Here is a 22,617-nt window from a genome sequence, read left to right as displayed (position 1 = left end):
GGACAACGGGCTGCCGCGCCGCGCTGCCAGTCTGGATTCCATAGCAATTTTCCCCAACTCATGACCGTTAAGAAGGATCAAATGAGTATTTCGAATTCCGAGCCCCGGACCACTGACGCTCCGGTCAAGGAGCGCTCAACTGCCCTCCGCGCCGGCAGCATCGGCGTCCTGGGTATCCTCTTCTTCGTCCTGTCGGCACAGGCGCCCCTGACGGGGATCGTGGGTGCCTCGCCGCTTGCCGCCGCGCTTGGCAACGGTGCCGGCGCACCCGGCGCCTACCTGATCGTGGGCATCGTCATCGTGATCTTCGCAGTGGGCTTCGTGGCCATGAGCCGCAAGATCCAGGCCAACGGCGCGTTCTACGCCTACGTCACTGCTGCGTTCGGCAGGAAGACGGGTGCCGGCGCCGCCTGGCTGGCCCTCCTTGCCTACAACACCGTCCAAGCCGCCATGTACGGGCTTTACGGTTCCGCCTTTTCGGGACTGCTGGCCTCCATTGGACTTCAGGTTCCGTGGTGGCTGCTGGCCCTGGCCACCATGGCCGGGGTCCAGGTGCTCGGTTCCCTGAACATTGAACTCGGCGCCCGCGTCCTGGCCCTGCTGGTGGGGCTCGAGGTGGCAATCCTGCTGCTGTTCGGCTTCACCGTCCTGTTCAGTGGCGGCGGCCCCGAAGGCATCAGCGTGGCCGCGTCCTTCTCGCCCGAAGCGATCGGCGCCGGTGCGCCCGGCGTGGCCATCATGTTCGCCGTGGCGTCCATGTTCGGCTTCGAGTCCACCGCCATCTACTCGGCGGAAGCCAAGGATCCGCACCGCACAGTGGCCCGGGCAACCTACCTGTCCGTCGGCGTCATCTCAATCTTCTTCGCCTTCATTTCGTGGATGCTGGTTAGCTACTACGGCCCGTCCCAGGTGATGGGTGCTGCAGGTGCCGCCCTCGAATCAGGGGACGCCACCTCGTTCGTGATCGGCCCCCTGGTGGAGCTGTTCGGCCCGTGGGCGGGCGTCGTGGCGGGCATCCTGCTGGTCACGTCGCTGCTGGCGGGCATCATCGCGTTCCACAACGGCATCAACCGCTACCTGCACTCCCTGGCCCTGCAGGGCTCCATGCCCGCCGTCCTGGCCCGGACCAACCGGCACCGCGCACCCGCCGTCGCTGCCTGGATCCAGTCCGCTGCCGCCGTCGTGCTGGTGCTTCCGTTCGCCATCCTTGCCCTGGACCCGGTCCTGACCCTCTTCTCCTGGTTCAGCGGCCTGGCCGTGGCTGCGCTGCTGGTCCTCTACATGCTGTGCTCGGTCGCCGTGGTCAGCTTCTTCCGCCGCGAACGTGCCGGCGCCCAGCTCTGGCAAACCAGGATCGCCCCGGTGCTGGCAACGGTGCTGCTCGGGTGGGTCCTGTTCCTGGTGGTCAGCAACTTCACCGCCCTGATCGGTGGCAGCGCTGAAACCGCCACCGCCCTGCTGGCCGTCGTACCGGTGGTCTTCCTGGCCGGGGTGCTGGTGGAATCCGTGATCGAGCGGCGGAGCCACGCCACCGCCGCCCGTCCGGTGCTCAGCCGGCCGTAAGGCGTTCCTGCCCCACCGCCTGTTCCGAAGCGCCTGCACCGGCCCGGCGCGGACCACCACGTCCGCGCCGGGCCAATGCGCGTGCTGCCAGGAAGACCGCGGCCACGAGCAAGGCGGCCACCCCTGCAGCCCAGGAACTCCGCGGCCAGGCCCCGGCCAGGCCCAGGAATGCCGGAACCGTGGCCGTCACCTGGCTTGCCAGGACCAGCGCCCAGCCAGCGAACGGTTCCAGCCGTACCGCGCCCAGGGCTGAGGAGGCGAACAGCAGACCCCACAGCACCGACCAGCACACCCAGAGCACGGCGAGCAGCGGGTCGGTGCCCAGCCAGGTTCCCGCCAGCAGCAGCCCCACGAAAGCCACCATGCCGCAGAACCAGCCCAGTCCCTTCGAACCCAGCCCCAGCAGGACGTCCAACCCGGCATAGACGTAGGTCAGTCCGAACAGGAACATGCCGGCCGCCGTCATGAGGGCTTCGGTGCCGGTGCCGGCGCCGGAAAGATGCACGACGCCGAGCACCAGTTGGGTACCGCCGAGCACCAGGCTGAACGCGGCTCCGTCGCGGCGGGGGAGCTGCCCGAGCGCCGCCAGCCCGTTGACCAGCAGCGCGGCGCCGGAGAGGAGAAGGCAAATGTAGGGCATCAGTGCCTCCTTCCGGTGCTAGGGCGAGGCTTGGCGGTTATCGAATAATGGAATTTTGCTGTCACATTACGGAGGTTAGTGGAGCTGGGGGGATCGGCCTACTGGTGCCCGGTCGTAATCGGATAGGTTGAAACGTGAACCTTCGAAGCGACGGTGCTTTCCTGTGCCGTCTTTCATGTCGGCAAAGTTAGGAACTGTTCATGGACGCACGGCTCGAATCCATCAAGGACACTGTCCTCGCGCGGAACCCCGGCGAAGCGGAGTTCCACCAGGCGGTGGTAGAGGTGTTCGAAAGCCTTGGTCCGGTCCATGACAGGCACCCCGAATTCCTTGAGGCTGCCATCCTGGAGCGCCTCTGCGAGCCCGAACGGCAGATCATCTTCCGCGTTCCCTGGACCGACGACTCCGGCCGTGTCCAGATCAACCGCGGCTTCCGGGTGGAGTTCAACTCGGCGCTGGGCCCCTATAAGGGCGGCCTGCGCTTCCATCCGTCGGTATACCTGGGCATCGTCAAGTTCCTCGGCTTCGAGCAGATCTTCAAGAACGCCCTCACCGGCATGCCCATCGGCGGCGGCAAAGGCGGCTCCGACTTCGATCCCCGCGGCCGCAGCGATGCCGAAGTCATGCGGTTCTGCCAGTCCTTCATGACCGAGCTCTACCGCCACATCGGCGAGTACACGGACGTGCCGGCAGGCGACATCGGCGTGGGCGGCCGTGAAATCGGCTACCTCTTCGGCCAGTACAAGCGCATCACCAACCGCTACGAGTCCGGTGTCCTTACCGGCAAGGGCATCTCCTGGGGCGGCTCCCTGGTCCGCCCGGAGGCAACCGGCTTCGGAACCGTCATCTTCACCCAGGAAATGTTGAAAACCCGCGGCACGTCCTTGGACGGCCAGCGCGTGGTGGTCTCCGGGTCCGGCAACGTGGCCATCAATGCGATCGCCAAGGCGCAGACCCTCGGCGCCACCGTTGTGGCCTGCTCCGACTCGTCAGGCTACGTGGTGGACGAGGCGGGGATCGACGTCGACCTCCTCCGCGAGGTGAAGGAAGTGGAGCGAGGCCGCCTGAAGGACTACGCGGAACGCCGCGCCGGAGTCTCCTACGTGGACGGCGGCTCAGTCTGGGACGTGGACGCCACGGTGGCGCTGCCGTGCGCCACGCAGAACGAGCTCGACGGCGATGCTGCCGCCCGCCTGGTGCGCGGCGGACTGCTGGCGGTCGGCGAAGGGGCAAACATGCCCTCCACCCGCGACGCAGTGGCGGTGTTCCAGGAAGCTGGGGTGCTGTTCGGACCCGGTAAGGCTGCCAATGCCGGCGGCGTGGCCACGTCGGCCCTGGAGATGCAGCAGAACGCCAGCCGCGATTCATGGTCCTTCGAACACACGGAGGAACGGCTCACGGAGATCATGGTGGGCATCCACGACCGCTGCGCCGCCACCGCCGACGAGTACGGCGAACCCGGAAACTACGTGCTGGGTGCGAACATCGGCGGGTTCGTGAAGGTGGCCGACGCGATGCTGGCGCAGGGGCTGATCTAGGCGGGTTGCTTCAGCCGTCCCGCCGCCACTGGCTGGGCGAAACACCAAACGCGTCCCGGAAGGTGCGGCTGAAATGGGCGGCATCCAGGAACCCCCAGCGCGCTGCTACCGCCCCTACCGGTTTGCCCGCGTGCAGCGGGTCCCGGAGTTCGCGCCGGGCCCCTTCGAGCCGCTGTGTCCGGATCCAGCCGGCCACCGTGGTTCCGGACTCATGGAAGACGTTGTGCAGGTGCCGGGTGGAGATGAAATGCGCCGCGGCAATGCTCGCGGGGGAGAGCAGGGGGTCGGAGAGGTTCGCTTCGATGTACTCCCGGACCGAGACGGCCAGCAGCGCCTGCGGCTTCATCCGGTCCGGGATGATGTCCATTTCCGCGTGCAGCATGGTGGACACCAGATCCAGGGCGTTGGTGGCAAGCCGGGCTCCGCTGGGCCCGTTCAGGACGTCCAGGTTGGCTGACAGCTCCCGGATGAACTGGCCAACTATTCCGCTGAGGCCCCCGCTGCCCATGCGGACCGCTGCGAGCTGTCCCACATAGTCGGTGGGCAGGGACAGTGCGTCGCAGGGGAACATCAGCACCATGATCCGGGTCTGTTCCTCGAATGCGAGGGTGTATGGCCTGTTGGTGTCATAAATGGCCAAGTCGCCGGGTTGCAGGACCGCTTCGCGGTTGTCCTGGATCAGCAGGCCGGTGCCCTCCAGTTGCAGGTTCAGCTTGAAATAGCGCTCGTGGGCCTGGGCGATCAGCGCCGGCGTGCGGTGCACCTCATGCGAGGTGGCGGTCACCTCCACGACGGACATCCGGTCCAGCACGCGGGAGCGCATCCGGCCCCGGAAGCCGTCGACGTCGGCCGTCCGGGCGTTGAGCGGCACAAAGGACTCGGCCACCATGTGCTTCCAGTGATCGAATGACGTGGCCACGCTGGATGTCAGATCCTGGCGTGGGGGACTGGCGGTTGCGCCGGTTTTTGCGGTTGCTGGCATGGATCTTCCTCGCGACGGATGGCCACTCGACGTTCCCCGTTGGCGTGCCCTGCGACACAGTGCTTTCAGGTTAACGCCCGGCGAAACGTTTTTCAACGGTTGGCGAAAATAAGAAGTCGTGCTCTTCCAGCCACGCTTCAGCCTGCCGTGCCATGATCGGGCAATGAAGTCCACGACGGTTACCGGCGACCATCACCGGAACTTCAACTCCCGGGCGCACCATTCGCGGCTTCGGGTGCTGGTCATGCTGGTCATTGGCCTCGCTGCGGCGCTGTTGGTCGGCCCTTCGGGGGCCTGGGCCTACGCGCCAGCGCTCGGGTGGGCAGCGGCCTCGGCCACCTACCTGGTCTGGGTGTGGAGCGTCATCGGGCGGCTCGGGCCCGCGGCCACCGCCGCCCATGCCCGGCGGGAGGATCCGGGCCGCGTCTTTTCGGACGCCCTGGTGCTCACTGCCACGGTGGCCAGTTTTGCGGGGGTGGCCTTGATCCTGCTTGACGCCTCCAATGAGCAGGGCGGAGCAAAGGACGCCACGGTCGGCATGGCACTGGGCAGCATCGCCCTGTCATGGTTCCTGGTGCACACGCTGTTCACCCTCCGGTATGCCGCCATCTACTACCGGGACGGCACCGGCGTCGATTTCAACGAGGAATCCCAGCCCCGCTACTCGGACTTTGCGTACCTGGCCTTCACTGTCGGCATGACCTTCCAGGTCTCGGACACCAACCTGAAAACCAATGCCATCCGCTCCACGGTCCTGCGGCAGGCGCTGCTGTCCTACCTCCTGGGCGCCATCGTCCTGGCCACCACCATCAACCTGGTTTCGGGGCTCATTCACTAGCCGATAGAAGCTGCGCCCTCAGGAGCCGGCCTGCCTGGGGCCGGGGATTTATCCTGAGCGCATGGTTGAGATGAGAGTGAACTGGCACCGGCAGCACAAAGAGGGCCTCAGTGCGGGCGACAGGGCCGCGGACAGGCTCCGGAACGGCATGGGCAGTTGGCCATTCGTGGGCATCTTCGTGGGCTTCATGGTGCTCTGGGCGGCGGTGAATTCCTACGTCCTGGCCACTAATGCATGGGACCCGTACCCCTACATCCTGCTGAATCTGTTCCTGTCAATGCTTGCTGGGCTGCAGGGTGCCATCCTGCTCATTGCGGCCAAGCGCCAGGATGCCATCGCCTCTGCCATGGCCCAGCATGACTATGAGACAGATGTGCGCGCGGCCGCCCAAATCGAAATGCTCATGGACATCAACGCCGAACAGCTGAAGTTGTTGCAGGAGCTCCGGGACTTGCGCGACAAACCCTAGAAACGCCAATGGGTGCAGCCCCCGCTGGAGCTGCACCCATTGTTGTAAGACGCGGACTAATCCTTCTTGAAGGCGTCCTTGACGTTCTCGCCGGCCTGCTTCAGGTCCGATTTGGCCTGGTCGGTCTTGCCTTCGGCCTTCAGGCTCTCGTCACCCGTTGCGCTGCCGGCAGCTTCCTTGCCCTTGCCGCCAAGCTTCTCTGCGGCGTTGCCGATCTTGTCATCCAAACCCATGGAGGTGCTCCTTACAGTTGGTGCTCTCCCTGGCCAAAGCCAGAGCCTGACCCCTCCATACTAAGCATGCTTTCGACTTTGGTGCCCATCCGGCGTCGTACTTTTTTGTGAAACGGGTCAGGAGCATCCCAGAAGTGCCAGGTAGCCCTCGAGTTGTTCCGCGTGGCCAAAGTCCAGCCGTCCGTCCGATGCCAGGGCTGCCTCGATCTGCGCTCCGAGCAGCATGTTGAGCAGTTGGCCGGCAAGGACGGAGTCGTCGACGGCGGCGCTCACGTCCCCGCTGTCCCTCGCCTCGGCGAGGAAGCGGCGGATGGAGGCCAGCCATTCGTCCATGGACTGCTGGTGGATCGCGGCTTTCTGGCGGTCATTGATGGCCCTTTGCCAGAACGGAACCACGATCCTCGCCTCGTTCACGCGTTCCTCGTCAAGGGGGAGGACTTCGAGGCAGAAAGCCCGCAGCGCGTCCAACCCGGCCTTGCCCGCAGTCACCCGAGCGATGCGCTGATTGGTCCGGTTGAACACGTGGCTGAACGCAAATTCCAGCAGCGTGTCCTTGGTGGGGAAGTACGGCTTCAGGGCACCGTTGGCGAAGCCTGCCTCCGTGGCGATCTCCCGCATGGTGGCGCTTTCCAGGCCCTGACGGGCAATGATCCGCCAGGTGGCATCCACGAGTTCCAGGCGGCGCTCGTCATGGTCAACAATCTTCGGCACCGCGGCCACTCCCCGGAAATATTCGGCTCAACCTCTTGTGAGCCATGTTACGGACCTTTATTCTCTACAACTATAGAAAATAAACCAGCGGCCGGTGACGGCCCTGACAAAAGGCTCTCCCATGACTCTTGCACCCACCGAAACTGCCTCCGCCTTCCGCCTGGCATCAGCGCCGGAAATCCTGGATGTGCGTTCCATCCTGCACGCCGAAGGCCATCTGGGCCCGCAGCACCGGATCGCCTACCTGGGCCTGCTGGACCCCGCCCGGGGTGGTGGCCCTGCCACGGCGGACCGGCGCTTCCGCGTCTTTATCCACGACGTTTCCGGGGCTGCGCCGCGCGACGCCGTCGTCTCCACCGCCCAGCAGAAGGTGCTCTCCGCCGTCGAACTCGACACCGCGGTGACCGGCGAACTGCCCGTCCTGGAGGAGGAGTTCGAGGTGGTGGAGTCGCTCCTGGCCACCGATGAGCGATGGCTCAAGGCGCTGGCGGACCGCGGGCTCGCTGTCGAAAAAGTCCGGGTGGCCCCGCTGTCCGCAGGCGTCTTTGAGTATGCGGAGGAAAAGGGCCGGCGCATCCTTCGCGGGCTGGCCTTCGTGCAGGACTTCCCGGAGGACAGCGCCTGGGCGCACCCCGTCGACGGCCTGGTGGCGTACGTGGATGTGGTCAGCAAGGAGGTCACCCAGGTGATCGACCTCGGCGCCATCCCCATCCCCGCCGAACACGGCAACTACACGGACCCGGAGCTGACCGGCCCCATCCGCGAAACCCAGAAGCCCATCAGCATCACCCAGCCCGAAGGGCCGAGCTTCACCGTCACCGGCGGCAACCACGTGGAGTGGGAAAAGTGGAGCGTGGACGTCGGCTTCGATGTCCGCGAAGGCGTGGTGCTGCACAACCTGGCCTTCCAGGACGGTGGCCGGAAGCGGCAGATCATCAACCGCGCCTCCATCGCCGAAATGGTGGTCCCGTACGGCGACCCGTCGCCCATCCGGTCCTGGCAGAACTACTTCGACACCGGCGAATACCTGGTGGGACAGTACGCCAACTCGCTGGAACTGGGCTGCGACTGCCTGGGTGAGATCACGTACCTCAGCCCCGTCATCAGTGACGCGTTCGGAAACCCACGCGAAATCCGCAATGGCATCTGCATGCATGAGGAGGACTGGAGCATCCTCTCCAAGCACTCCGACCTGTGGAGCGGTGTCACCTACACCCGCCGCAACCGCCGGCTGGTGATCTCCTTCTTCACCACCATCGGCAACTACGACTACGGCTTCTACTGGTACCTCTACCTGGACGGCACCATCGAATTCGAGGCCAAAGCCACCGGCATCGTCTTCACCTCCGCGTTCCCCGACGGCGGCTCGGACAACATCTCCCAGCTGGCCCCTGGCCTGGGTGCGCCCTTCCACCAGCACCTGTTCAGCGCCCGGCTGGACATGGCCATCGACGGGTTCACCAACCGTGTGGAGGAAGAGGATGTGGTCCGGCAGCCAATGGGCCCCGGCAACGAGCGCGGCAACGCCTTCTCCCGCAGGCGCACGGTGCTTTCGCGCGAATCCGACGGCGTCCGTGAAGCCGACGCCCGCGCCGGCCGGACCTGGATCATCTCCAACCCCGAATCCCGCAACCGGCTGGGCGAGCCCGTGGGCTACAAACTGCACCCGCACAACCAGCCCACGCTGCTGGCGGACCCGGAATCGTCCATCGCCCGCCGCGCCGCTTTCGCCACCAAGGACGTGTGGGTCACGCGGTACGCGGACGACGAGCGCTACCCCACCGGCGACTTCGTGAACCAGCACGCCGGCGGTGCCGGACTGCCCGCCTACGTGGCGCAGGACCGGGACATCAACGGCCAGGACATCGTCGTCTGGCACACCTTCGGCCTCACCCACTTCCCCCGGGTGGAGGACTGGCCCATCATGCCCGTGGACACGGTGGGCTTCAAGCTCCGCCCCGAGGGCTTCTTCGACCGCAGCCCCGTTCTGGACGTCCCCGCCAACCCCAACCAGCAGGCGTCCTCCTGCCACAGCGAGGGCGGCAGCGGTGGTTGCCACTAGCCTTGTACCTGCTCCGGCAGGGAGTACGACGGCGGCGGGACGGGTCCGTGCCAATGGTCCCGTCCTGCATCCCCGGCTGGTGGCCGTGGTCACCACGGTGTCCTGCGCGGTGCACCTTTGGGTGGCCGTCTCGGGGCATCACGGTGTGTGGCTGGGCGTCCTGATGGTGGCGCTCGCCGCCGTCTGCCTGCCCTGCACGGGCCACATCTGGCGGCACTGCAGGCTGGGCGCCCTGCACCAGGTCACGGTGGCCGCCGTGGCCATGGCTGCACTGCACGCCGTCCTCCTGCTCGGCGGTGGTGCCGGGCATGTCCATGGCGGGGCGCCGCCGTCGGCTGCTGCTGCTGACCCCGGCGGCACCCAACTGCTGCTGGTGATCGCCCTGGAACTGGCAAGCGCGCTGCTCGCCGCCACGCTGGTGGCCCGGCTGCGGCGGCTGCCCGGGCCACCGGCGCCGACCCTTACCGGCGTTCGACGCGGCTGACCACCAGTGGACCCTCGAGAACCAGCCGGAACACCTCCATTCCGGCGGTGAGGTGGGGGTCCAGCGGAATCACCAGCTCCCCCGTGAAGCCAGGGCTGCAGGAGGCGCGGCCCGCTGTGGTCCAAGTGTCGCCCGGCCCGGTTACCTGAATGCGGGCGGTTCCGGCTCCCTGCCCACCGGTGCGGGTGCCCACCACGTCCAACAGAACCTCGTTGCACGGTTCATCAGCCGGCCTGTCCCACCCGGAGTACGTTGCCCACGCCGGCCGCGAAGTGTCGGCTGGACTGATGGCAGTCCCGGCGAGCGGGGTTTCAGGGACGAGGGCAAGGTTGCCGCAGGAATCGTAGTTCTGTGAGCTGAACCAGCAGCCCGTTGCCCGCACCGGTCCCTGATGTCCCGGCACTTCGAGTTCCGCATGCAGCGGCAGGTTCTCTGCCGAGGCACCCACCAGGAGCTGGTACGTACCCGGTTCCACAACCATACGTTCCTCCACCACGCTGAAGGTGGCCAAGCGCTCCAGGGGTACCTGCACAGTGGCGACGGCCGTTCCGGGTGCCGGCACATCGATTCTGGTGTGCGCCACCAGCCGGCGCCGGGGGAAACCGTGTCGGTGGTTCGGCGCGGTGGCGTATACCTGCACCAGCTCGGCTGCGGGACGGGTGCCGGCATTACGGAGGGAAACGTTCACCCCCACGCTGCCCCGTGCCTTGTCTCCCGGGACTGAAGGTGCCGCCACCGTCATCGACTCGTACTGCACCTGCGCGTAGGAGAGGCCGTGTCCCAGGGGATAGAGGGGTTCCGCCTCGCTGTACAAGTAGGTGGCCCGGGACGTGATGATGTCGTAGTCAAGGATGTCCGGCAGGTCCTCAGTGCGTGCGAACCAGGTTTGCGGCAGCCGGCCGTAGGGTTCGGCGGCCCCCGTCAGGACCTCCGCCACGCCGTTGCCCAGCTCCTGGCCGCCATGCGAGGTCCACGCAATGGCAGGGGTGTCGGCCAGAGCTCCCAGCGCATACGGGTAGGAGGAAACAATCACCAGCACGGTCCGGGGGTTGGCCTCGCGTACGACGCGCACCAGTTCCTGGTCGGCGAGGGGAAGATCCAGCGTAAGGCGGTCAAGCGTTTCGCGGCCGCCCAGATGGGGGTCGTTGCCTACAACCACGACGGCGGTAGCGGCCTTTTCGGCGGCCCGGCGCGCCGCCTCGTGGCCTGACTTAAGTGTCCGCAGCAAGAACCGGTCAGCGCTGCCGGAATCCGGGACAAGCCCGGCACTGCCGGTTCCGGCTTCGATGCGCACCCAGCGTCCACTGCCCACGTGCTGCAGGGCCGCAGTGCCGTCCTGCGCATAGTCCAGCCGGAAGGTTTCCTGCACCACCCATCCGCCAATCCGGTCCGCCGTGGCACGCAGGTATCCGTCCCCTGTATGGGTGACAAACTTCACGCTCTCCGGCGATTGGAGGGTCAGTTCTCCACCGCCCCAGTCCTTTACGGCGAACGCTTCCTGCCTGCCTACTTCCGGGGCCGTGGCCGTCAGGACCTCCCCGCCGTCCGCGCCGAGATACCCGTCCGTGCGCACGCACCTGAATGCCACAACGTCTACGCCATCTTCAACCAGGGTGCCGCTGCCTTCGTCCCCCGTTCCATGGGTGAACGCTTCCGCGATGCTGACGGGGTCCTGCAATGTTCCGCTGTACCAGTCGCTCAGCACCCGGGAACCCAGTGTGCCGATCACGGCAACGGACCCGGAGACGGGATGCAGGGGAAGAAGCGGCTCCGATTCTCCCAGCGCTGCTTCGTTGCGGAGGAGCACTACGGACTTGGCGGCTGCCTCCCGGGCCAGTGCCACGTGCTCCCGGGCTCCAATGGCCTCGGGTCCTATGGCCGAGTACGGGTTCTCCTGCCCTGCGAACTCCCCGGTCCTCGCCCTCAGGGACAGCAGTCGGAAAACCGCACGGTCCACGTCCGCCTCGGTGATCAGACCCTGCCGGAACGCTTCCGTGAGGTAACCGACGGACGGTTTGGAGTCCTCGCCGTCGTCGGTGAAGTTGTCCACTCCGGCTTGCAAGGCAGCCGCATAGGCGGACGGGCCGTCGGAGAAATACTTCTCGGCACGGAAGAGGGCGCTGGGGGCGCCGGCATCGGTGACGACGGTAATGGAGTCTCCGTTGCGCCACTGCCGGAGCTGGGACTGGACGAGGTCGGAGACGTGGGCAGGCCGGCCGTTGATCAGGTTGTAGGAGAGCATGACGGCGCCCGCCACGCCTTCCTCGATGGGGGAGCGGTAGGCGGGCAGCTCGTACTCGTGCAGAACCCGGGGACTGAGGTTGCTGGAGGTCACGTTCCGGTCGCGCTCATTGTTGTAGCCCAGGAAGTGCTTGAGCGTGGGTACGGTGAGCCAGACCGAAGGGTGTTTTCCTTTCAGGCCCCGGCAGTAGGCGCCGGCCAGTTCTGCGGTGAGGTGCGGGTCCTCGGAAAACCCTTCCTCGTTCCGCCCCCACAGCGGGTGGCGCAGCGGGTTGACCACCGGGGCCCAGGCGTTAAGCCCGACTGCGGGATCATCAGCTTTCTTTGCCCGCAGCTCGCGCCCCGTGGCCCCACCCAGTTTTTCGATCAGGCCCGGATCCCAGGTGGCAGCCATCCCAACGGGTTGCGGGAATACGGTGGCCGGACCCAGCCAGGCCACCCCGTGTGCCGCCTCCGCGCCGGTGTGGAAAGGGGCCAGGCCCAGTTCAGGAACCGCGGGAGCATGCTGGTGGAGCATCGCGATCTTCTGTTCAAGGGTGAGGGAGCGGAGCAGCACAGGCGCTGGGTCCGGGGCCTGTGGCGGGGCGGGAATGGCGGTGGCGGGTTGGCTGTGCACGAAAATCCAATCGGACGCTATCGAATCGCTTATACAAATCCTTGGGATGAACTCCAGTCTTACAGGACTGCATGTGAGGCGCAACACGTTTTCTATTGCCCGAACTGGAACGTTGTCGTAGCCTAGTGCAAGTCGAACCGGTTCGACGGTTCTGTAGATTTTCCCCCTTGCCCACACAAAGGAGTGCCGCAATGCCACGTTTCCAGGTTGATCCAGCAGAGGTTGACCCCCGCAGAACAGGGACTCTGCCGGCGGCCGGGCCTGGCCGTTTCAACAGGCGGTCATTCCTGGGCGCCCTCGGCGGCGCGGTCTTCCTGGCCGCCGCCCCCACGGCGCTGACCTCCTGCTCCGGAGGTTCCACACCCAAGGCGACCACCTCAGGCAGCCTCGCCGATACCGTGGCCAAACTGGTCCCGGCCTATAAGCCGCTCGATCTCGCCAAGCCGGACATTCCCTCAGTCAACGGTTCCACCCCCGGATTCACTTCCATCCCCTCCCTGGTGAAGTCCGTGACCAGCACGCCCGGCCGGGGCGGAACCTACACGGCCATGACGCCGGCCTGGTGGGCGGTACCTCCGGCGCTGCCGCAGAACAGTTACTACAAGGCTGTCAACGATCGGCTGGGGGCCAACATCAACTTCCAGGTCAACGACGGGAACGCCTACGCCGACAAAGTGCAGACGGTGCTGGCCTCACCCAAGGATGTCCCGGACTGGATGGTCATTCCGAGCTGGAACCTTCCGCCGCGCTTTGACCAGGCCGCCGCAGGAGTCTTCCAGGACCTGTCCCAATTCCTGGCGGGGGATAAAGTCAACAAGTACCCCAACCTGGCCAACATCCCCACCGCGGCCTGGAAGATGGGCTGCTTTGGCGGAGGGCTCTACGGACTGCCCTACCCGGGCGCCCTGCTCTCCGATGCCATCTTCTACCGCGCCGACCTTTTCGAGGAACTCGGAGTCGCCCCGCCCAAGTCCGCGGACGAATTCCGCACCACCGCGAAGAGACTGACAGACGCTTCCAAGAACCGCTGGGCCTGCAACGACATGTGGGTAGGAGCGCAGCTCATCCATGGCGTCGTCCCCAAATGGAAGAAGGTGGACGGCAAGCTCCAAAACAAGTTTGAGACTGACGAATACCGTGCCGCGCTTGAGTGGACCACCAAGCTCTTTGCGGACGGATCCGTTCATCCGGACGCAGTGGCAGGAAATTCACAGGGCAAGCAGCGTCTGGAGTCCGGGTCGGTGCTGATGTCCGCTGATGGAACCGGCTCATGGCACGAATCGCTGGCCCGGGTCCTGCCGTCGAATCCGAAGTTCAACCTGCAGCCACTCGATTTCTTCGCTCCCGACGGCGGAAAACCGACCCTTTACCGGGCCCAGCCTGCAGCCATCTTCAGCTTCATCAAGAAAACCGATCTCGCCAAGGTGGAGGAAATGCTCGCATTGGCGAACTTCATCGCCGCACCGTTTGGCAGTGAAGAACAGGTGCTCATCAACAACGGCGTTGAGGGAGTGCACTTCACCCGGGATGCACAGGGCGTACCGCAGGCAACGGCCAAGGGGACTGAAGAGGTCACCAGTACCTACGCATTCCTGGTCAATCCGCCCATTGTGAACTCGATGATCCAGTACCCGGGGCTGGTGAAATCCCAGTCGGAATGGGAGGCGCGGCAGGCGCCCAACGTCCAGGAAGACATCTTCTTCGGCATGCAGATCCAGGAACCGGCCAAGTTTGCTTCATTGTCCAAGCCGTTTGACGATCTGGCCAAGGACATCGTCCGCGGACGCAAGAGCATGAAGGACCTCGACAGTGAGCTCGCGTCCTGGCGCAGCAAGGGCGGCGATGAGCTCCGCGACTTCTACGCCGGATTCCTGGCCTAGGAGGAACCTGGTGAGTACCGGAACAGAGCACCAGGCAGCCCCTCCGAGCGCCCATGCCGTCCGCAGAATGGCGGCCCCGAAGGCTGCGGCAGGGCGCGGCGGGAACGGAACGGACCAGGCCGCCGCCCTGGCCCGTCCAAAAGCAAACCTGAAGCTGCGGTTCGCCAGGGACCGGTCGCTGGTATTCATGGTCCTGCCGGCCGTGGTCCTCCTGGGAATTTTCGCCTACGTACCCATGCTGGGCAACGTGGTGGCTTTCCAGGACTACTCCCCCTACATAGGGATTCCTGACAGCCCCTGGGTGGGGTTGGAGAATTTTGCCCGGGTGTTCGCCGACGGGGACTTCTGGCTTGCCGTCAAGAACACGCTCACCATCACGGCCTTCCAGCTCCTGTTCTTCTTTCCAATTCCCATAGCCCTGGCCCTGTTGCTCAACTCGCTGGTCAACCCGGGCCTGCGTGCCGTCATCCAGTCAGTGGTGTACCTGCCGCATTTCTTTTCATGGGTGCTGGTGGTCTCAGTCTTCCAGCAGATCTTTGGCGGGGCCGGTCTCCTCAACCAGGCCCTGCGGGCAAACGGGTGGCAGCCCGTGGACATCATGACCAACCCGGATACCTTCCTGTTCCTGCTGACGTCCCAAGCGGTGTGGAAAGACGCAGGATGGGGAATCATCGTATTCCTCGCCGCCCTCAGCGCCATCGATCCCGCCCAATACGAGGCGGCAGCGGTAGACGGGGCAGGCAGATGGAAACGTATGTGGCACGTGACCCTTCCGGGACTCCGCAGCGTCATCGTGCTGCTGCTGATTCTGCGGCTGGGGGATTCGCTCACCGTGGGATTCGAACAGATGATCCTCCAGCGGGACGCAGTGGGAGCGCAGGCTTCCGAAGTGCTGGACACCTTTGTCTACTTCACCGGCGTGCAAAACGGCGACTGGAGCTACGCCGCCGCCGCCGGACTTGTGAAGGGTGTGGTGAGCCTGGCCTTGATCCTGGCAGCCAACAAGATAGCCCATGTCTTCGGTGAGAGCGGTGTCTACTCCAAATGAGCATATTTTCCAGCAATAACTCCCTGACTGCCCGTTCATCCCTGCTGCGCAGGCAGCCTGGCAGCGGGCCCCAACGGCCAAGCTGGGACGAAGAGCCCGGAGCCGCCACCAAAGCCGGAACGGCGGTGGTACTCGCAGTGGTTGTGCTGGCAGTCCTCGGGCCGCTGTACACCATCGTGCTGACCAGCTTTTCCTCGCAGGCCACCATCACCCAGGCCGGCGGCCTGGTCCTGGTCCCCGGTGAAATGTCACTTTCGGCCTACCAGCAGATCCTCAGCGGCGGCGTGGTCACCCGCGCGGTGCTGGTGAGCATCGGCGTCACGGCCACAGGCACGGCACTGAGCATGGTGGTGTCCGTCCTTTGCGCCTACGGACTCTCCCGGCCCGGGTCGTTCGCCCATACCCCGATCCTGTTTACTCTGCTGGTCACCATGTTCTTCAGCGCCGGTATTATCCCGGCCTACCTGCTGGTTTCGGGGCTTGGATTGATCAACACGTATTGGGCGTTGATCCTCCCCAGTTGCATCTCCGTCTTCAACATCATCATCCTGCGGGGCTTCTTCATGGGGATGGACCGGGGGATCCTGGACAGTGCACGGATTGATGGCGCCAGCGAATGGCGCACCCTGACCCAGATCGTGCTGCCGATGTCGAAAGCAGTTACCGCCGTTATCGCGTTGTTCTACGGCGTGGGTTATTGGAATGCGTTCTTCAATGCGGTCCTCTACATCAATGACAGCTCAATGAATCCGCTGCAGGTAGTGCTCCGCTCCTATGTCCTTCAGGGCGTCTCCGTGGCGGGCCAGGTGGATGTGGGCTCGGGTGCCGCAGCTGGTCCTGCCCTGCAGATGGCAGTCATCGTCCTGGCAATGGTGCCCATCCTGATCGTGTATCCCTTTGTGCAGAAGCACTTTACCAAGGGCGTCATGATTGGAGCCGTCAAGGGATGAGCCGGCGCATACCAGGTGCCGGGCCGCGCTCAGCCAACGGCAGCGGTGGTGGCACCTTCCGTCAGGATCGGCGCAATCAGCCGCTGTTCCGCGGGCCTGGCCAGGCTCAACCGGTCCATCACCATCTCCACCGCAGCCCGGCCTATGTCCAGGGCGGGAATGGAAACGGCAGTCCATGGACGGAAGGCGGCCCTGGCAACATCAGAGGGGGCAATGACCACCACCGAGACATCCTGCGGCACAAAACGGCCGTGCGCCTCGAGGTTCTCCCGGAGGATGGGAAGCAACCCTTCGTTGTGCACCAGGAGAGCCGTGATGGGCTCCGTGCCTCCGAAGACCCGGTCAAGGGCTTTGGCCAGATCTTCCGGGTCGGCTTCGCAGGCCACCGAGACATGGCTGATGCCCAGGGTGCCGCAGGCGTCCTCAAAACCCCTCAGGGCCCGGTCGGCGTAGGTGGCGTGACGCCGAAGCGAGGCGGGAGGGGAACCGATAAAGGCGATGCCCTTGTGGCCCAGTTCGGCAAGGTGCCTGACGGCGGTCCGGGACGCGCCGGCGAAATCGAAGTCGACGCAGCTAAGGCCGCGGGGGTCGTCCGGCATCCCGATGAGGACGGCAGGCTTGTCCAACTTGGCCAGCAGGGGGATGCGCGGATCCCGGGCCTCGATATCCATCATGACAAGACCGTCAACCATGGACTGGGAAGTTACGCGCTCGATGCTTCCGGAATCGTCCTGCGTCAACAGCAATACGTCCTGATTGAACCGGCGGGCGGTGGTGACCACGGCGGTGACAAACTGCATGACCACGCCCACGTTCACGTCCGCACGCAGCGGCACCACCAGGCCCAGCACGCTGGAGCGGCTGGAAGCCAGGGCACGCGCGCTGGACCGGGGGCTGTACTTCAGCCGGCGCATGGCTGCTTCGACGATTTCGCGGGTTTCTTTCGATATAGGTCGGTTCCCGCTCATCACGTAGGAAACCGTGCTTGTCGAAACTCCGGCCTCCCGGGCCACGTCGCTGATGGTGGCAGCCGTTGAAGCCTTTCGATTGCTCATACGTTCCATTTAACCAAGGATTTCCATGCTTCTTCCCAGCCGCGGCCTTGACACCATAACCAGCCGGTCAGGCTTGCTTTTCGGCGCCGACTACAACCCGGAGCAATGGCCCGAGGATACCTGGGCCGATGACATCAACCTCATGCACAAGGCGGGCATCAACCTGGTTACCCTGGGCGTGTTCAGCTGGGCCAGGCTGCAGCCGTCTGAAGGCAGCTGGGACTTCGGGTGGCTGGACCGTATTTTCGCCCTGTTGGCCGAAGCCGACATCAGGATCTGCCTCGCCACCCCCACTGCCTCGCCGCCGCCCTGGCTGGGGCACCGCTACCCGGACACGCTGCCCACCGATCCTGCCGGTACTACGCTTTGGTACGGCTCGCGCAACCAGTTCTCGCCGTCGTCGGCCGTCTACCGGCGCGCGGCGCTGCAGGTGACCGCGGCGCTGGCCGAACGCTACGGCAAGCATCCCTCACTGGTCCTTTGGCATGTGGGCAATGAACTGGGACAGATCAGTTACGACGACGAGACGGCAGACGCCTTCAGGACATGGCTGCTGCGCCGGTACGGTTCGCTCACCAAGTTGAACAGGGCCTGGGGGACCACCTTCTGGAGCCAGGGGTACGGCAGCTGGGAGGAGATCCTCCCGCCGCGGACGGCCCCGTACCTTCATAACCCCACGCAGGTCCTGGACTTCAAGAGGTTTACCTCCGATGCGCTGCTCCGGCTGTACACCGCCGAACGAGACGTCATCCGCAAGTACTCTCCGGACGTGCCTGTGACCACCAACCTGATGGGGTTCTTCCGTGGCGCCGACTACTTCGGTTTTGCCGGCGAGACGGACCTCGTGGGCAACAACTGGTACACGGACCCGGCGCAGCCACAGACGTGGGAGCTAGGCGCGCTGACGCACGACCTGTGCCGCGGCCTCTCCGGCGGCCGTCCGTGGCTCCTGATGGAGTCGGCGGTCTCAGCCGTGAACTGGCGGGCGCACAACGCGGCGAAGGAACCCGGTGCCCTGCGTACGGATTCCCTTTCCGCCGTGGCCCGCGGCGCGGACGGCATCTGTTTCTTCCAGTTCCGCCAGTCAGCCTTCGGTGCCGAGCGCTTCCATTCCGCGGTTGTGCCCCTTGCCGGGGAAGACACCCGGACGTTCCGGGAGGTCGCCGACCTGGGCGGGGAGTTGCAGGCGCTGCGGTCCCTCGCCGGGACCACCGCGCAGTCGGCGGTCGCCATCCTGTTCGACTGGGAAAGCTGGTGGGCGGCTGAGTCACCGGACTGCCCCACTGAACGGATTGGGGTGATGGACCAGCTGCTGGCGTATTACCGGCCCCTCCTGCGACGGGGACTGTCCGTCGAGGTGGTGCACCCGGGCAGTCCGCTCGCCAGGTTCGACCTGGTCCTGGTTCCCAGCCTTTTCCTGCTGCGGGAAGAACACGCCGCACAGCTGGAGTCATGGGTGCATGCGGGAGGAACTGCCGTCGTAGGGCCCTTCACCGCTGTGGCGGACGCGGACGGCCACCTCCGGCAGGGCCGCTTCCCCTCCGTGCTGGCGGACATGCTGGGAGTGACCGGCGAGGAGTGGCGGCCCGTTGCTGACGCCGTCGGAATCGACTTCCGGGATTCTGAAGGAAACCTGGAAGCGGGCCTGCCGGAAGGGGTGAACGCGGCCGCCTGGTCGGAAGACCTGTGCCTCCACGGCCCGAAGGCCCGTGCCAGGGCGACCTTCACATCCGGTGCGCTCGCAGGGCAGCCCGCCGTGGTGCGCAACGGCTTTGGAGCCGGCACCGCCTGGTATGTGGGCGCCGACCTGCCGCCGGCCGCCCTGCAGCACATAGTGGGCGCCGCCGTCCGCGACGCAGGGCTCATCCCGCCGGTACCGGACCTGCTGCCGGCCGACGTCGAACTGGCCATTCGCGGTGAGTGGCATTTCCTGCTGAACCACAGCAACGAATCACACGCAGTGCGCCTGCGCCACCAGTCCGTGGACCTTCTGACGGGCCAGGCACACGGACCGGACCTGGTGCTGGAACCCCACGGCGCCCTCATCCTCAAAGCAACCCCTGACACGACGAACGGAACGGACACCCCATGAAATTCACCGACGGATACTGGTTGCACCGCAAAGGCTTCTCCGCGCTGCACCCGCGCGACGTGTCCGACGTAGTAACTGACGCCCGCACCCTGACGGTGTACGCACCCACGAAACGGATCAACTCCCGGGGCGATGCCCTCAACCTGCCGCAGTTGACGGTCACGTTCGACGCGCCCCTGCCGGACGTCATCGGCGTGACCATTGAGCATTTCCAGGGTGCCGTGGACAACGGGCCGCATTTTGAAATCAATCGGTCGGGGCCGGCCCCCACCTTTTCCCGTGACGCCGGCACGGCGAGCATCACGTCCGGCAACCTGACCGCAAGGGTCAGCACCACAGGCGACTGGGGCGTGGATTTCCTGGGCAACGGCGGCCTGCTGACCAGTTCAACGCCCCGCAGCGTGGGCGTCATAACGGACGACGGCGGGCGGTCCTTTGTGCACGAACAGCTCAGCCTGGGCGTGGGAACCAACGTGTATGGGCTGGGCGAGCGCTTTGGCGCCTTCGTGAAGAACGGGCAGTCGATCGACATTTGGAATGAGGACGGTGGCACATCCAGCGACTTGGCCTACAAAAACATCCCGTTCTTCATGACCAACGACGGTTATGGCGTGTTCGTCAACCATCCCGAAAAGGTCTCCTTTGAAGTGGGATCGGAGGTGGTGTCCCGCACCCAGTTCAGTGTCGAGGGCCAGAAGCTGCAGTACTTCATCATTCACGGGCCCACCCCCAAAGAGATCATGCGGCGTTACACGGAGCTGACCGGGCGGCCGGCACGGATCCCGGCCTGGTCCTACGGGCTCTGGCTCTCCACCTCGTTTACCACTGACTATGACGAAGCCACCGTTAATTCGTTCATCGATGGCATGGACCAGCGCAACCTGCCGTTGTCCGTGTTCCACTTCGACTGCCACTGGATGCGTTCCTTCCACTGGAGCGACTTCATCTGGGATCCGGCCACCTTCCCTGACCCTGAAGGCATGCTTGCCCGGCTGCACGACCGGGGCCTCAAAGTCTGCGTCTGGATCAACCCCTATATCGCCCAGCGGTCGTATCTGTTCCGTGAGGGGCTGGAGCGGGGTTATCTGGTGAAGCGGCCGGACGGTTCGGTGTGGCAGTGGGACATGTGGCAGGCCGGCATGGGCCTGGTGGACTTTACGAATCCCGATGCGGTGCTCTGGTACCAGGACAAGCTGCGGGCCCTGCTGGGCCAGGGCGTGGACTCCTTCAAAACCGATTTTGGTGAACGCATTCCCACTGATGTGGCCTGGCACGACGGCTCTGATCCGCAGAAGATGCACAACTATTACGCCCAGCTCTATAACCGGACGGTGTTCGACCTGCTGTCCAAGGAATTGGGCGCGGGCGAAGCGGTGGTCTTTGCCCGCTCCGCCACCGCCGCCGGGCAGACCATGCCGGTGCACTGGGGCGGGGACTGCGAGTCCACGTTCGCAGCGATGGCCGAGTCATTGCGCGGCGGGCTGTCCCTGGCTGCCTCCGGGTTCTCGTTCTGGAGCCATGACATCGGCGGTTTCGAAGGCACTCCGGAACCGGAGATCTTCAAGCGCTGGATTGCCTTCGGCCTGCTGTCTTCCCATTCGCGGCTGCATGGCTCCAACTCCTACCGGGTCCCCTGGTTGGTGGACGAGGAATCGGTGGACGTTCTGCGGCAGTTCACCGAGCAGAAGATGCGGCTGATGCCTTACCTGGCAAAGTCGGCCGAGGAGTCCTACACGGAGGGCATTCCATTGATGCGCCCCCTGTTCATGGAATTCCCGGAAGATCCCGGCTGCGCCCACCTGGACCGGCAGTACATGCTGGGACCGGACCTCCTGGTGGCGCCAGTCATGGACCCCTCGGGAACCGTGTCCTTCTACCTTCCCGAGGGCACCTGGACCCATCTCCGCTCAGGTGAACAGCTGGCCGGGCCGCGATGGCACCGCAAGGCCTACTCGGTTATGGAGGCCGCAACATGGGTGCGGGAGGGTGCGGTGCTGCCCCTGGGCACGGTCACCGACCGCCCGGATTATGACTGGGCAGGAAACGTTGAGTTCAAGGCTTTCGCGGCTCCCGATGGAGCCAGGCGGATAACTGTTCCCAGTCCTGACGGGTCGTGGACGGAGTTCGAGGTGACGGTCCGGGACGGTGCCGTCCGCGCCGCCTCCGCCCGGCAATAGACTGCAGGAGCTCTGGCGAAGCGGACCCCGGACTTTTACTCCACGCCGGCGGGCGCGCCCAGCGGGCGGGCGACATGCAGTTGGCCGTGGTCAACGAGCCACTCGACGGCTTCAAAGATGGCCTGCTCCGGCTCGTATCGCGGAGCGTAGCCCAGGACTGAGGCCGCCTTTTCAATGCTGAAACACTGGCTGCGGTAGAGGTGGCCCCAGCTGGACTCGGCGTAGTCCCGCGTCGTGTCTTCCCGGAAGCGGTCCCACGTGACCGTCTCCAGCACCGCGGCGTGGCCAAACCAGGCCGCAGCGATGTCCGCGTAGCCGCGGACGGTCAGTGCGGTGGGGGCGACGATGTTGAAGTCCTCGCCGGCAGCAGCTTCCCGCTGTGCGATGGCCTTCTCAAAGGCCTGGGCCACGTCATCGGCATGCACGTGGTGCATGAGCTCGGCGCCGCTGCCGGGAACCCGGAGGGGCTGGCCGGCGGAGATGGTCTGCCAGACTGCGGGGTCGAGGTTTCCCAGCGGGCCGATCGGATGCCAGCCCGGTCCGACGATATGGCCTGGGTGCAGCGACGTGGTGGCCAGTCCGCCGCGCGCCGTTTCCTCCTTCAACATCAGGGCGATCCGGTTCTTCTGGACGCCGTACTCGCCGAAAGGCTCCGCGGCCGAGTCCGATCCTTCCCTGATGGGCAGCTTCAGGCTTTGACCGTACCGCCAGACGGAGCCGCAGTGCAGCAGGTGCCCCACCTCGCCGCGCAGGCTTTGCACCAGCGATGCTGCCGCTTCAAGGGTGAAGCAGACCAGGTCCACCACAGCATCCGGTTTCAGGGCGGCCACCCGGTCCCCGAAAGTCCCGTCGCGGTCCTCCGCCTCCCGGTCTGCGGTGACCTGGTGCACATCCTGCCACTCGGGTGCCTCGCTGTAGGGCTTGCGGCTGCCGCGGCTGATGACGGTGACGTCGTGGCCCGCACGGACCAGCCGGGGAACCAGGAACGACCCGATGTGGCCGCTGCCGCCGATGACGGTGACTTTCATTGTTCTCCGA

18 protein-coding genes are annotated in these 22,617 nt (G+C 65.3%); 11 read left to right on the top strand and 7 right to left on the bottom strand.

From position 1 onward, the window contains the following. Positions 1 to 81: 81 nt before the first annotated feature. Entirely contained in the window at positions 82 to 1,563 is a 1,482-nt protein-coding gene (locus JCQ34_RS17625; RefSeq protein ID WP_286399852.1) for an APC family permease, read from the top strand. On the opposite strand, the gene JCQ34_RS17620 is transcribed toward JCQ34_RS17625, so the two are convergent. Then, positions 1,550 to 2,203: an AmiS/UreI family transporter gene (locus tag JCQ34_RS17620; protein WP_286399849.1), complete on the bottom strand. Its 654-nt coding sequence runs from the start codon at positions 2,201 to 2,203 to the stop codon at positions 1,550 to 1,552. The two genes, JCQ34_RS17625 and JCQ34_RS17620, sit on opposite strands and share 14 nt — an antisense overlap. 200 nt (positions 2,204 to 2,403) lie before the next feature. Here JCQ34_RS17620 and gdhA point away from each other — a divergent pair, with 200 nt between their 5' ends. After that, the gene (gene gdhA / locus JCQ34_RS17615; protein ID WP_286399847.1) at positions 2,404 to 3,741 is read left to right on the top strand and encodes an NADP-specific glutamate dehydrogenase; all 1,338 of its coding nucleotides are present in this window, start codon (positions 2,404 to 2,406) and stop codon (positions 3,739 to 3,741) included. 10 nt (positions 3,742 to 3,751) lie between these two features. Here the strand turns inward: gdhA and JCQ34_RS17610 are convergent, their stop codons facing one another. Beyond that, positions 3,752 to 4,723 (bottom strand): helix-turn-helix domain-containing protein, encoded by a 972-nt coding sequence (locus JCQ34_RS17610; protein ID WP_286399845.1) that lies wholly within the window; start codon positions 4,721 to 4,723, stop codon positions 3,752 to 3,754. Positions 4,724 to 4,886: 163 nt separating this feature from the next. Between JCQ34_RS17610 and JCQ34_RS17605 the strand changes: the two genes are divergently transcribed. Together JCQ34_RS17605 and JCQ34_RS17600 are read left to right on the top strand one after the other, a co-directional pair. Continuing rightward, entirely contained in the window at positions 4,887 to 5,561 is a 675-nt protein-coding gene (locus tag JCQ34_RS17605) for a DUF1345 domain-containing protein (RefSeq protein ID WP_286399842.1), read from the top strand. A 61-nt stretch (positions 5,562 to 5,622) separates the two neighbouring features. Then, the gene (locus JCQ34_RS17600; RefSeq protein ID WP_286399839.1) at positions 5,623 to 6,030 is read left to right on the top strand and encodes a DUF1003 domain-containing protein; all 408 of its coding nucleotides are present in this window, start codon (positions 5,623 to 5,625) and stop codon (positions 6,028 to 6,030) included. A 56-nt stretch (positions 6,031 to 6,086) separates the two neighbouring features. Here the strand turns inward: JCQ34_RS17600 and JCQ34_RS17595 are convergent, their stop codons facing one another. Both JCQ34_RS17595 and JCQ34_RS17590 read right to left on the bottom strand, forming a co-directional pair. Next, positions 6,087 to 6,263, bottom strand: coding sequence for a CsbD family protein (locus tag JCQ34_RS17595; RefSeq protein ID WP_214946270.1), 177 nt, complete (start codon positions 6,261 to 6,263; stop codon positions 6,087 to 6,089). Between the two features lie 117 nt (positions 6,264 to 6,380). Next, the gene (locus JCQ34_RS17590) at positions 6,381 to 6,974 is read right to left on the bottom strand and encodes a TetR/AcrR family transcriptional regulator (protein WP_286399835.1); all 594 of its coding nucleotides are present in this window, start codon (positions 6,972 to 6,974) and stop codon (positions 6,381 to 6,383) included. Positions 6,975 to 7,095: 121 nt separating this feature from the next. On the opposite strand from JCQ34_RS17590, the gene JCQ34_RS17585 reads away from it, so the two are divergent. Both JCQ34_RS17585 and JCQ34_RS17580 read left to right on the top strand, forming a co-directional pair. Further along, complete coding sequence (locus JCQ34_RS17585; RefSeq protein WP_286399833.1) at positions 7,096 to 9,036, top strand: primary-amine oxidase; 1,941 nt, start codon at positions 7,096 to 7,098, stop codon at positions 9,034 to 9,036. Further along, positions 9,023 to 9,520 carry a hypothetical protein gene (locus JCQ34_RS17580; RefSeq protein ID WP_286399830.1) on the top strand — a complete coding sequence of 166 codons (498 nt, stop codon included), beginning with the start codon at positions 9,023 to 9,025 and terminating at the stop codon, positions 9,518 to 9,520. Before JCQ34_RS17585 ends, JCQ34_RS17580 begins: the two co-directional genes overlap by 14 nt. Here JCQ34_RS17580 and JCQ34_RS17575 read toward each other — a convergent pair. Then, a complete protein-coding gene (locus tag JCQ34_RS17575) occupies positions 9,498 to 12,377 on the bottom strand; it encodes a glycoside hydrolase family 3 C-terminal domain-containing protein (protein WP_286399827.1) in 2,880 nt (959 codons plus the stop codon). The two genes, JCQ34_RS17580 and JCQ34_RS17575, sit on opposite strands and share 23 nt — an antisense overlap. Before the next feature lie 191 nt (positions 12,378 to 12,568). Here JCQ34_RS17575 and JCQ34_RS17570 point away from each other — a divergent pair, with 191 nt between their 5' ends. The 3 genes from JCQ34_RS17570 to JCQ34_RS17560 are packed head-to-tail and all read left to right on the top strand — an operon-like array spanning position 12,569 to position 16,255. Then, a complete protein-coding gene (locus tag JCQ34_RS17570; protein WP_286399825.1) occupies positions 12,569 to 14,257 on the top strand; it encodes an extracellular solute-binding protein in 1,689 nt (562 codons plus the stop codon). A gap of 10 nt (positions 14,258 to 14,267) precedes the next feature. Next, positions 14,268 to 15,305 carry an ABC transporter permease gene (locus JCQ34_RS17565; protein WP_286399823.1) on the top strand — a complete coding sequence of 346 codons (1,038 nt, stop codon included), beginning with the start codon at positions 14,268 to 14,270 and terminating at the stop codon, positions 15,303 to 15,305. After that, positions 15,302 to 16,255, top strand: coding sequence for a carbohydrate ABC transporter permease (locus tag JCQ34_RS17560; RefSeq protein ID WP_286399820.1), 954 nt, complete (start codon positions 15,302 to 15,304; stop codon positions 16,253 to 16,255). The genes JCQ34_RS17565 and JCQ34_RS17560 overlap by 4 nt, the downstream gene beginning before the upstream one ends. A gap of 29 nt (positions 16,256 to 16,284) precedes the next feature. Here JCQ34_RS17560 and JCQ34_RS17555 read toward each other — a convergent pair whose 3' ends face one another. Next, positions 16,285 to 17,310: a LacI family DNA-binding transcriptional regulator gene (locus JCQ34_RS17555; protein WP_286399818.1), complete on the bottom strand. Its 1,026-nt coding sequence runs from the start codon at positions 17,308 to 17,310 to the stop codon at positions 16,285 to 16,287. Between the two features lie 25 nt (positions 17,311 to 17,335). On the opposite strand from JCQ34_RS17555, the gene JCQ34_RS17550 reads away from it, so the two are divergent. Together JCQ34_RS17550 and yicI are read left to right on the top strand one after the other, a co-directional pair. Then, entirely contained in the window at positions 17,336 to 19,402 is a 2,067-nt protein-coding gene (locus JCQ34_RS17550) for a beta-galactosidase (RefSeq protein WP_286399814.1), read from the top strand. After that, complete coding sequence (gene yicI, locus JCQ34_RS17545; protein WP_286399812.1) at positions 19,399 to 21,579, top strand: alpha-xylosidase; 2,181 nt, start codon at positions 19,399 to 19,401, stop codon at positions 21,577 to 21,579. Before JCQ34_RS17550 ends, yicI begins: the two co-directional genes overlap by 4 nt. Positions 21,580 to 21,614: 35 nt before the next feature. Here yicI and JCQ34_RS17540 read toward each other — a convergent pair whose 3' ends face one another. Beyond that, positions 21,615 to 22,607 (bottom strand): NAD-dependent epimerase/dehydratase family protein, encoded by a 993-nt coding sequence (locus JCQ34_RS17540; protein ID WP_286399810.1) that lies wholly within the window; start codon positions 22,605 to 22,607, stop codon positions 21,615 to 21,617. Positions 22,608 to 22,617: the final 10 nt, after the last annotated feature.

The sequence above is a fragment of the Pseudarthrobacter defluvii genome (assembly GCF_030323865.1).
GTDB classification, from domain to species: Bacteria; Actinomycetota; Actinomycetes; order Actinomycetales; family Micrococcaceae; genus Arthrobacter; species Arthrobacter sedimenti.
The sequence above is the reverse complement of the archived record's forward strand: the minus strand, read 5'-3'. Positions and strand labels throughout refer to the sequence as shown.

Bases quoted from the DNA above. Each gene is read 5' to 3' on its own strand.
- JCQ34_RS17625 (WP_286399852.1), top strand. From the start codon at position 82: ATGAGTATTTCGAATTCCGAGCCCCGGACCACTGACGCTCCGGTCAAG.
- JCQ34_RS17620 (WP_286399849.1), bottom strand. From the start codon at position 2,203: ATGCCCTACATTTGCCTTCTCCTCTCCGGCGCCGCGCTGCTGGTCAAC.
- gdhA (WP_286399847.1), top strand. From the start codon at position 2,404: ATGGACGCACGGCTCGAATCCATCAAGGACACTGTCCTCGCGCGGAAC.
- JCQ34_RS17610 (WP_286399845.1), bottom strand. From the start codon at position 4,723: ATGCCAGCAACCGCAAAAACCGGCGCAACCGCCAGTCCCCCACGCCAG.
- JCQ34_RS17605 (WP_286399842.1), top strand. From the start codon at position 4,887: ATGAAGTCCACGACGGTTACCGGCGACCATCACCGGAACTTCAACTCC.
- JCQ34_RS17600 (WP_286399839.1), top strand. From the start codon at position 5,623: ATGGTTGAGATGAGAGTGAACTGGCACCGGCAGCACAAAGAGGGCCTC.
- JCQ34_RS17595 (WP_214946270.1), bottom strand. From the start codon at position 6,263: ATGGGTTTGGATGACAAGATCGGCAACGCCGCAGAGAAGCTTGGCGGC.
- JCQ34_RS17585 (WP_286399833.1), top strand. From the start codon at position 7,096: ATGACTCTTGCACCCACCGAAACTGCCTCCGCCTTCCGCCTGGCATCA.
- JCQ34_RS17570 (WP_286399825.1), top strand. From the start codon at position 12,569: ATGCCACGTTTCCAGGTTGATCCAGCAGAGGTTGACCCCCGCAGAACA.
- JCQ34_RS17560 (WP_286399820.1), top strand. From the start codon at position 15,302: ATGAGCATATTTTCCAGCAATAACTCCCTGACTGCCCGTTCATCCCTG.
- JCQ34_RS17555 (WP_286399818.1), bottom strand. From the start codon at position 17,310: ATGAGCAATCGAAAGGCTTCAACGGCTGCCACCATCAGCGACGTGGCC.
- JCQ34_RS17550 (WP_286399814.1), top strand. From the start codon at position 17,336: ATGCTTCTTCCCAGCCGCGGCCTTGACACCATAACCAGCCGGTCAGGC.
- yicI (WP_286399812.1), top strand. From the start codon at position 19,399: ATGAAATTCACCGACGGATACTGGTTGCACCGCAAAGGCTTCTCCGCG.
- JCQ34_RS17540 (WP_286399810.1), bottom strand. From the start codon at position 22,607: ATGAAAGTCACCGTCATCGGCGGCAGCGGCCACATCGGGTCGTTCCTG.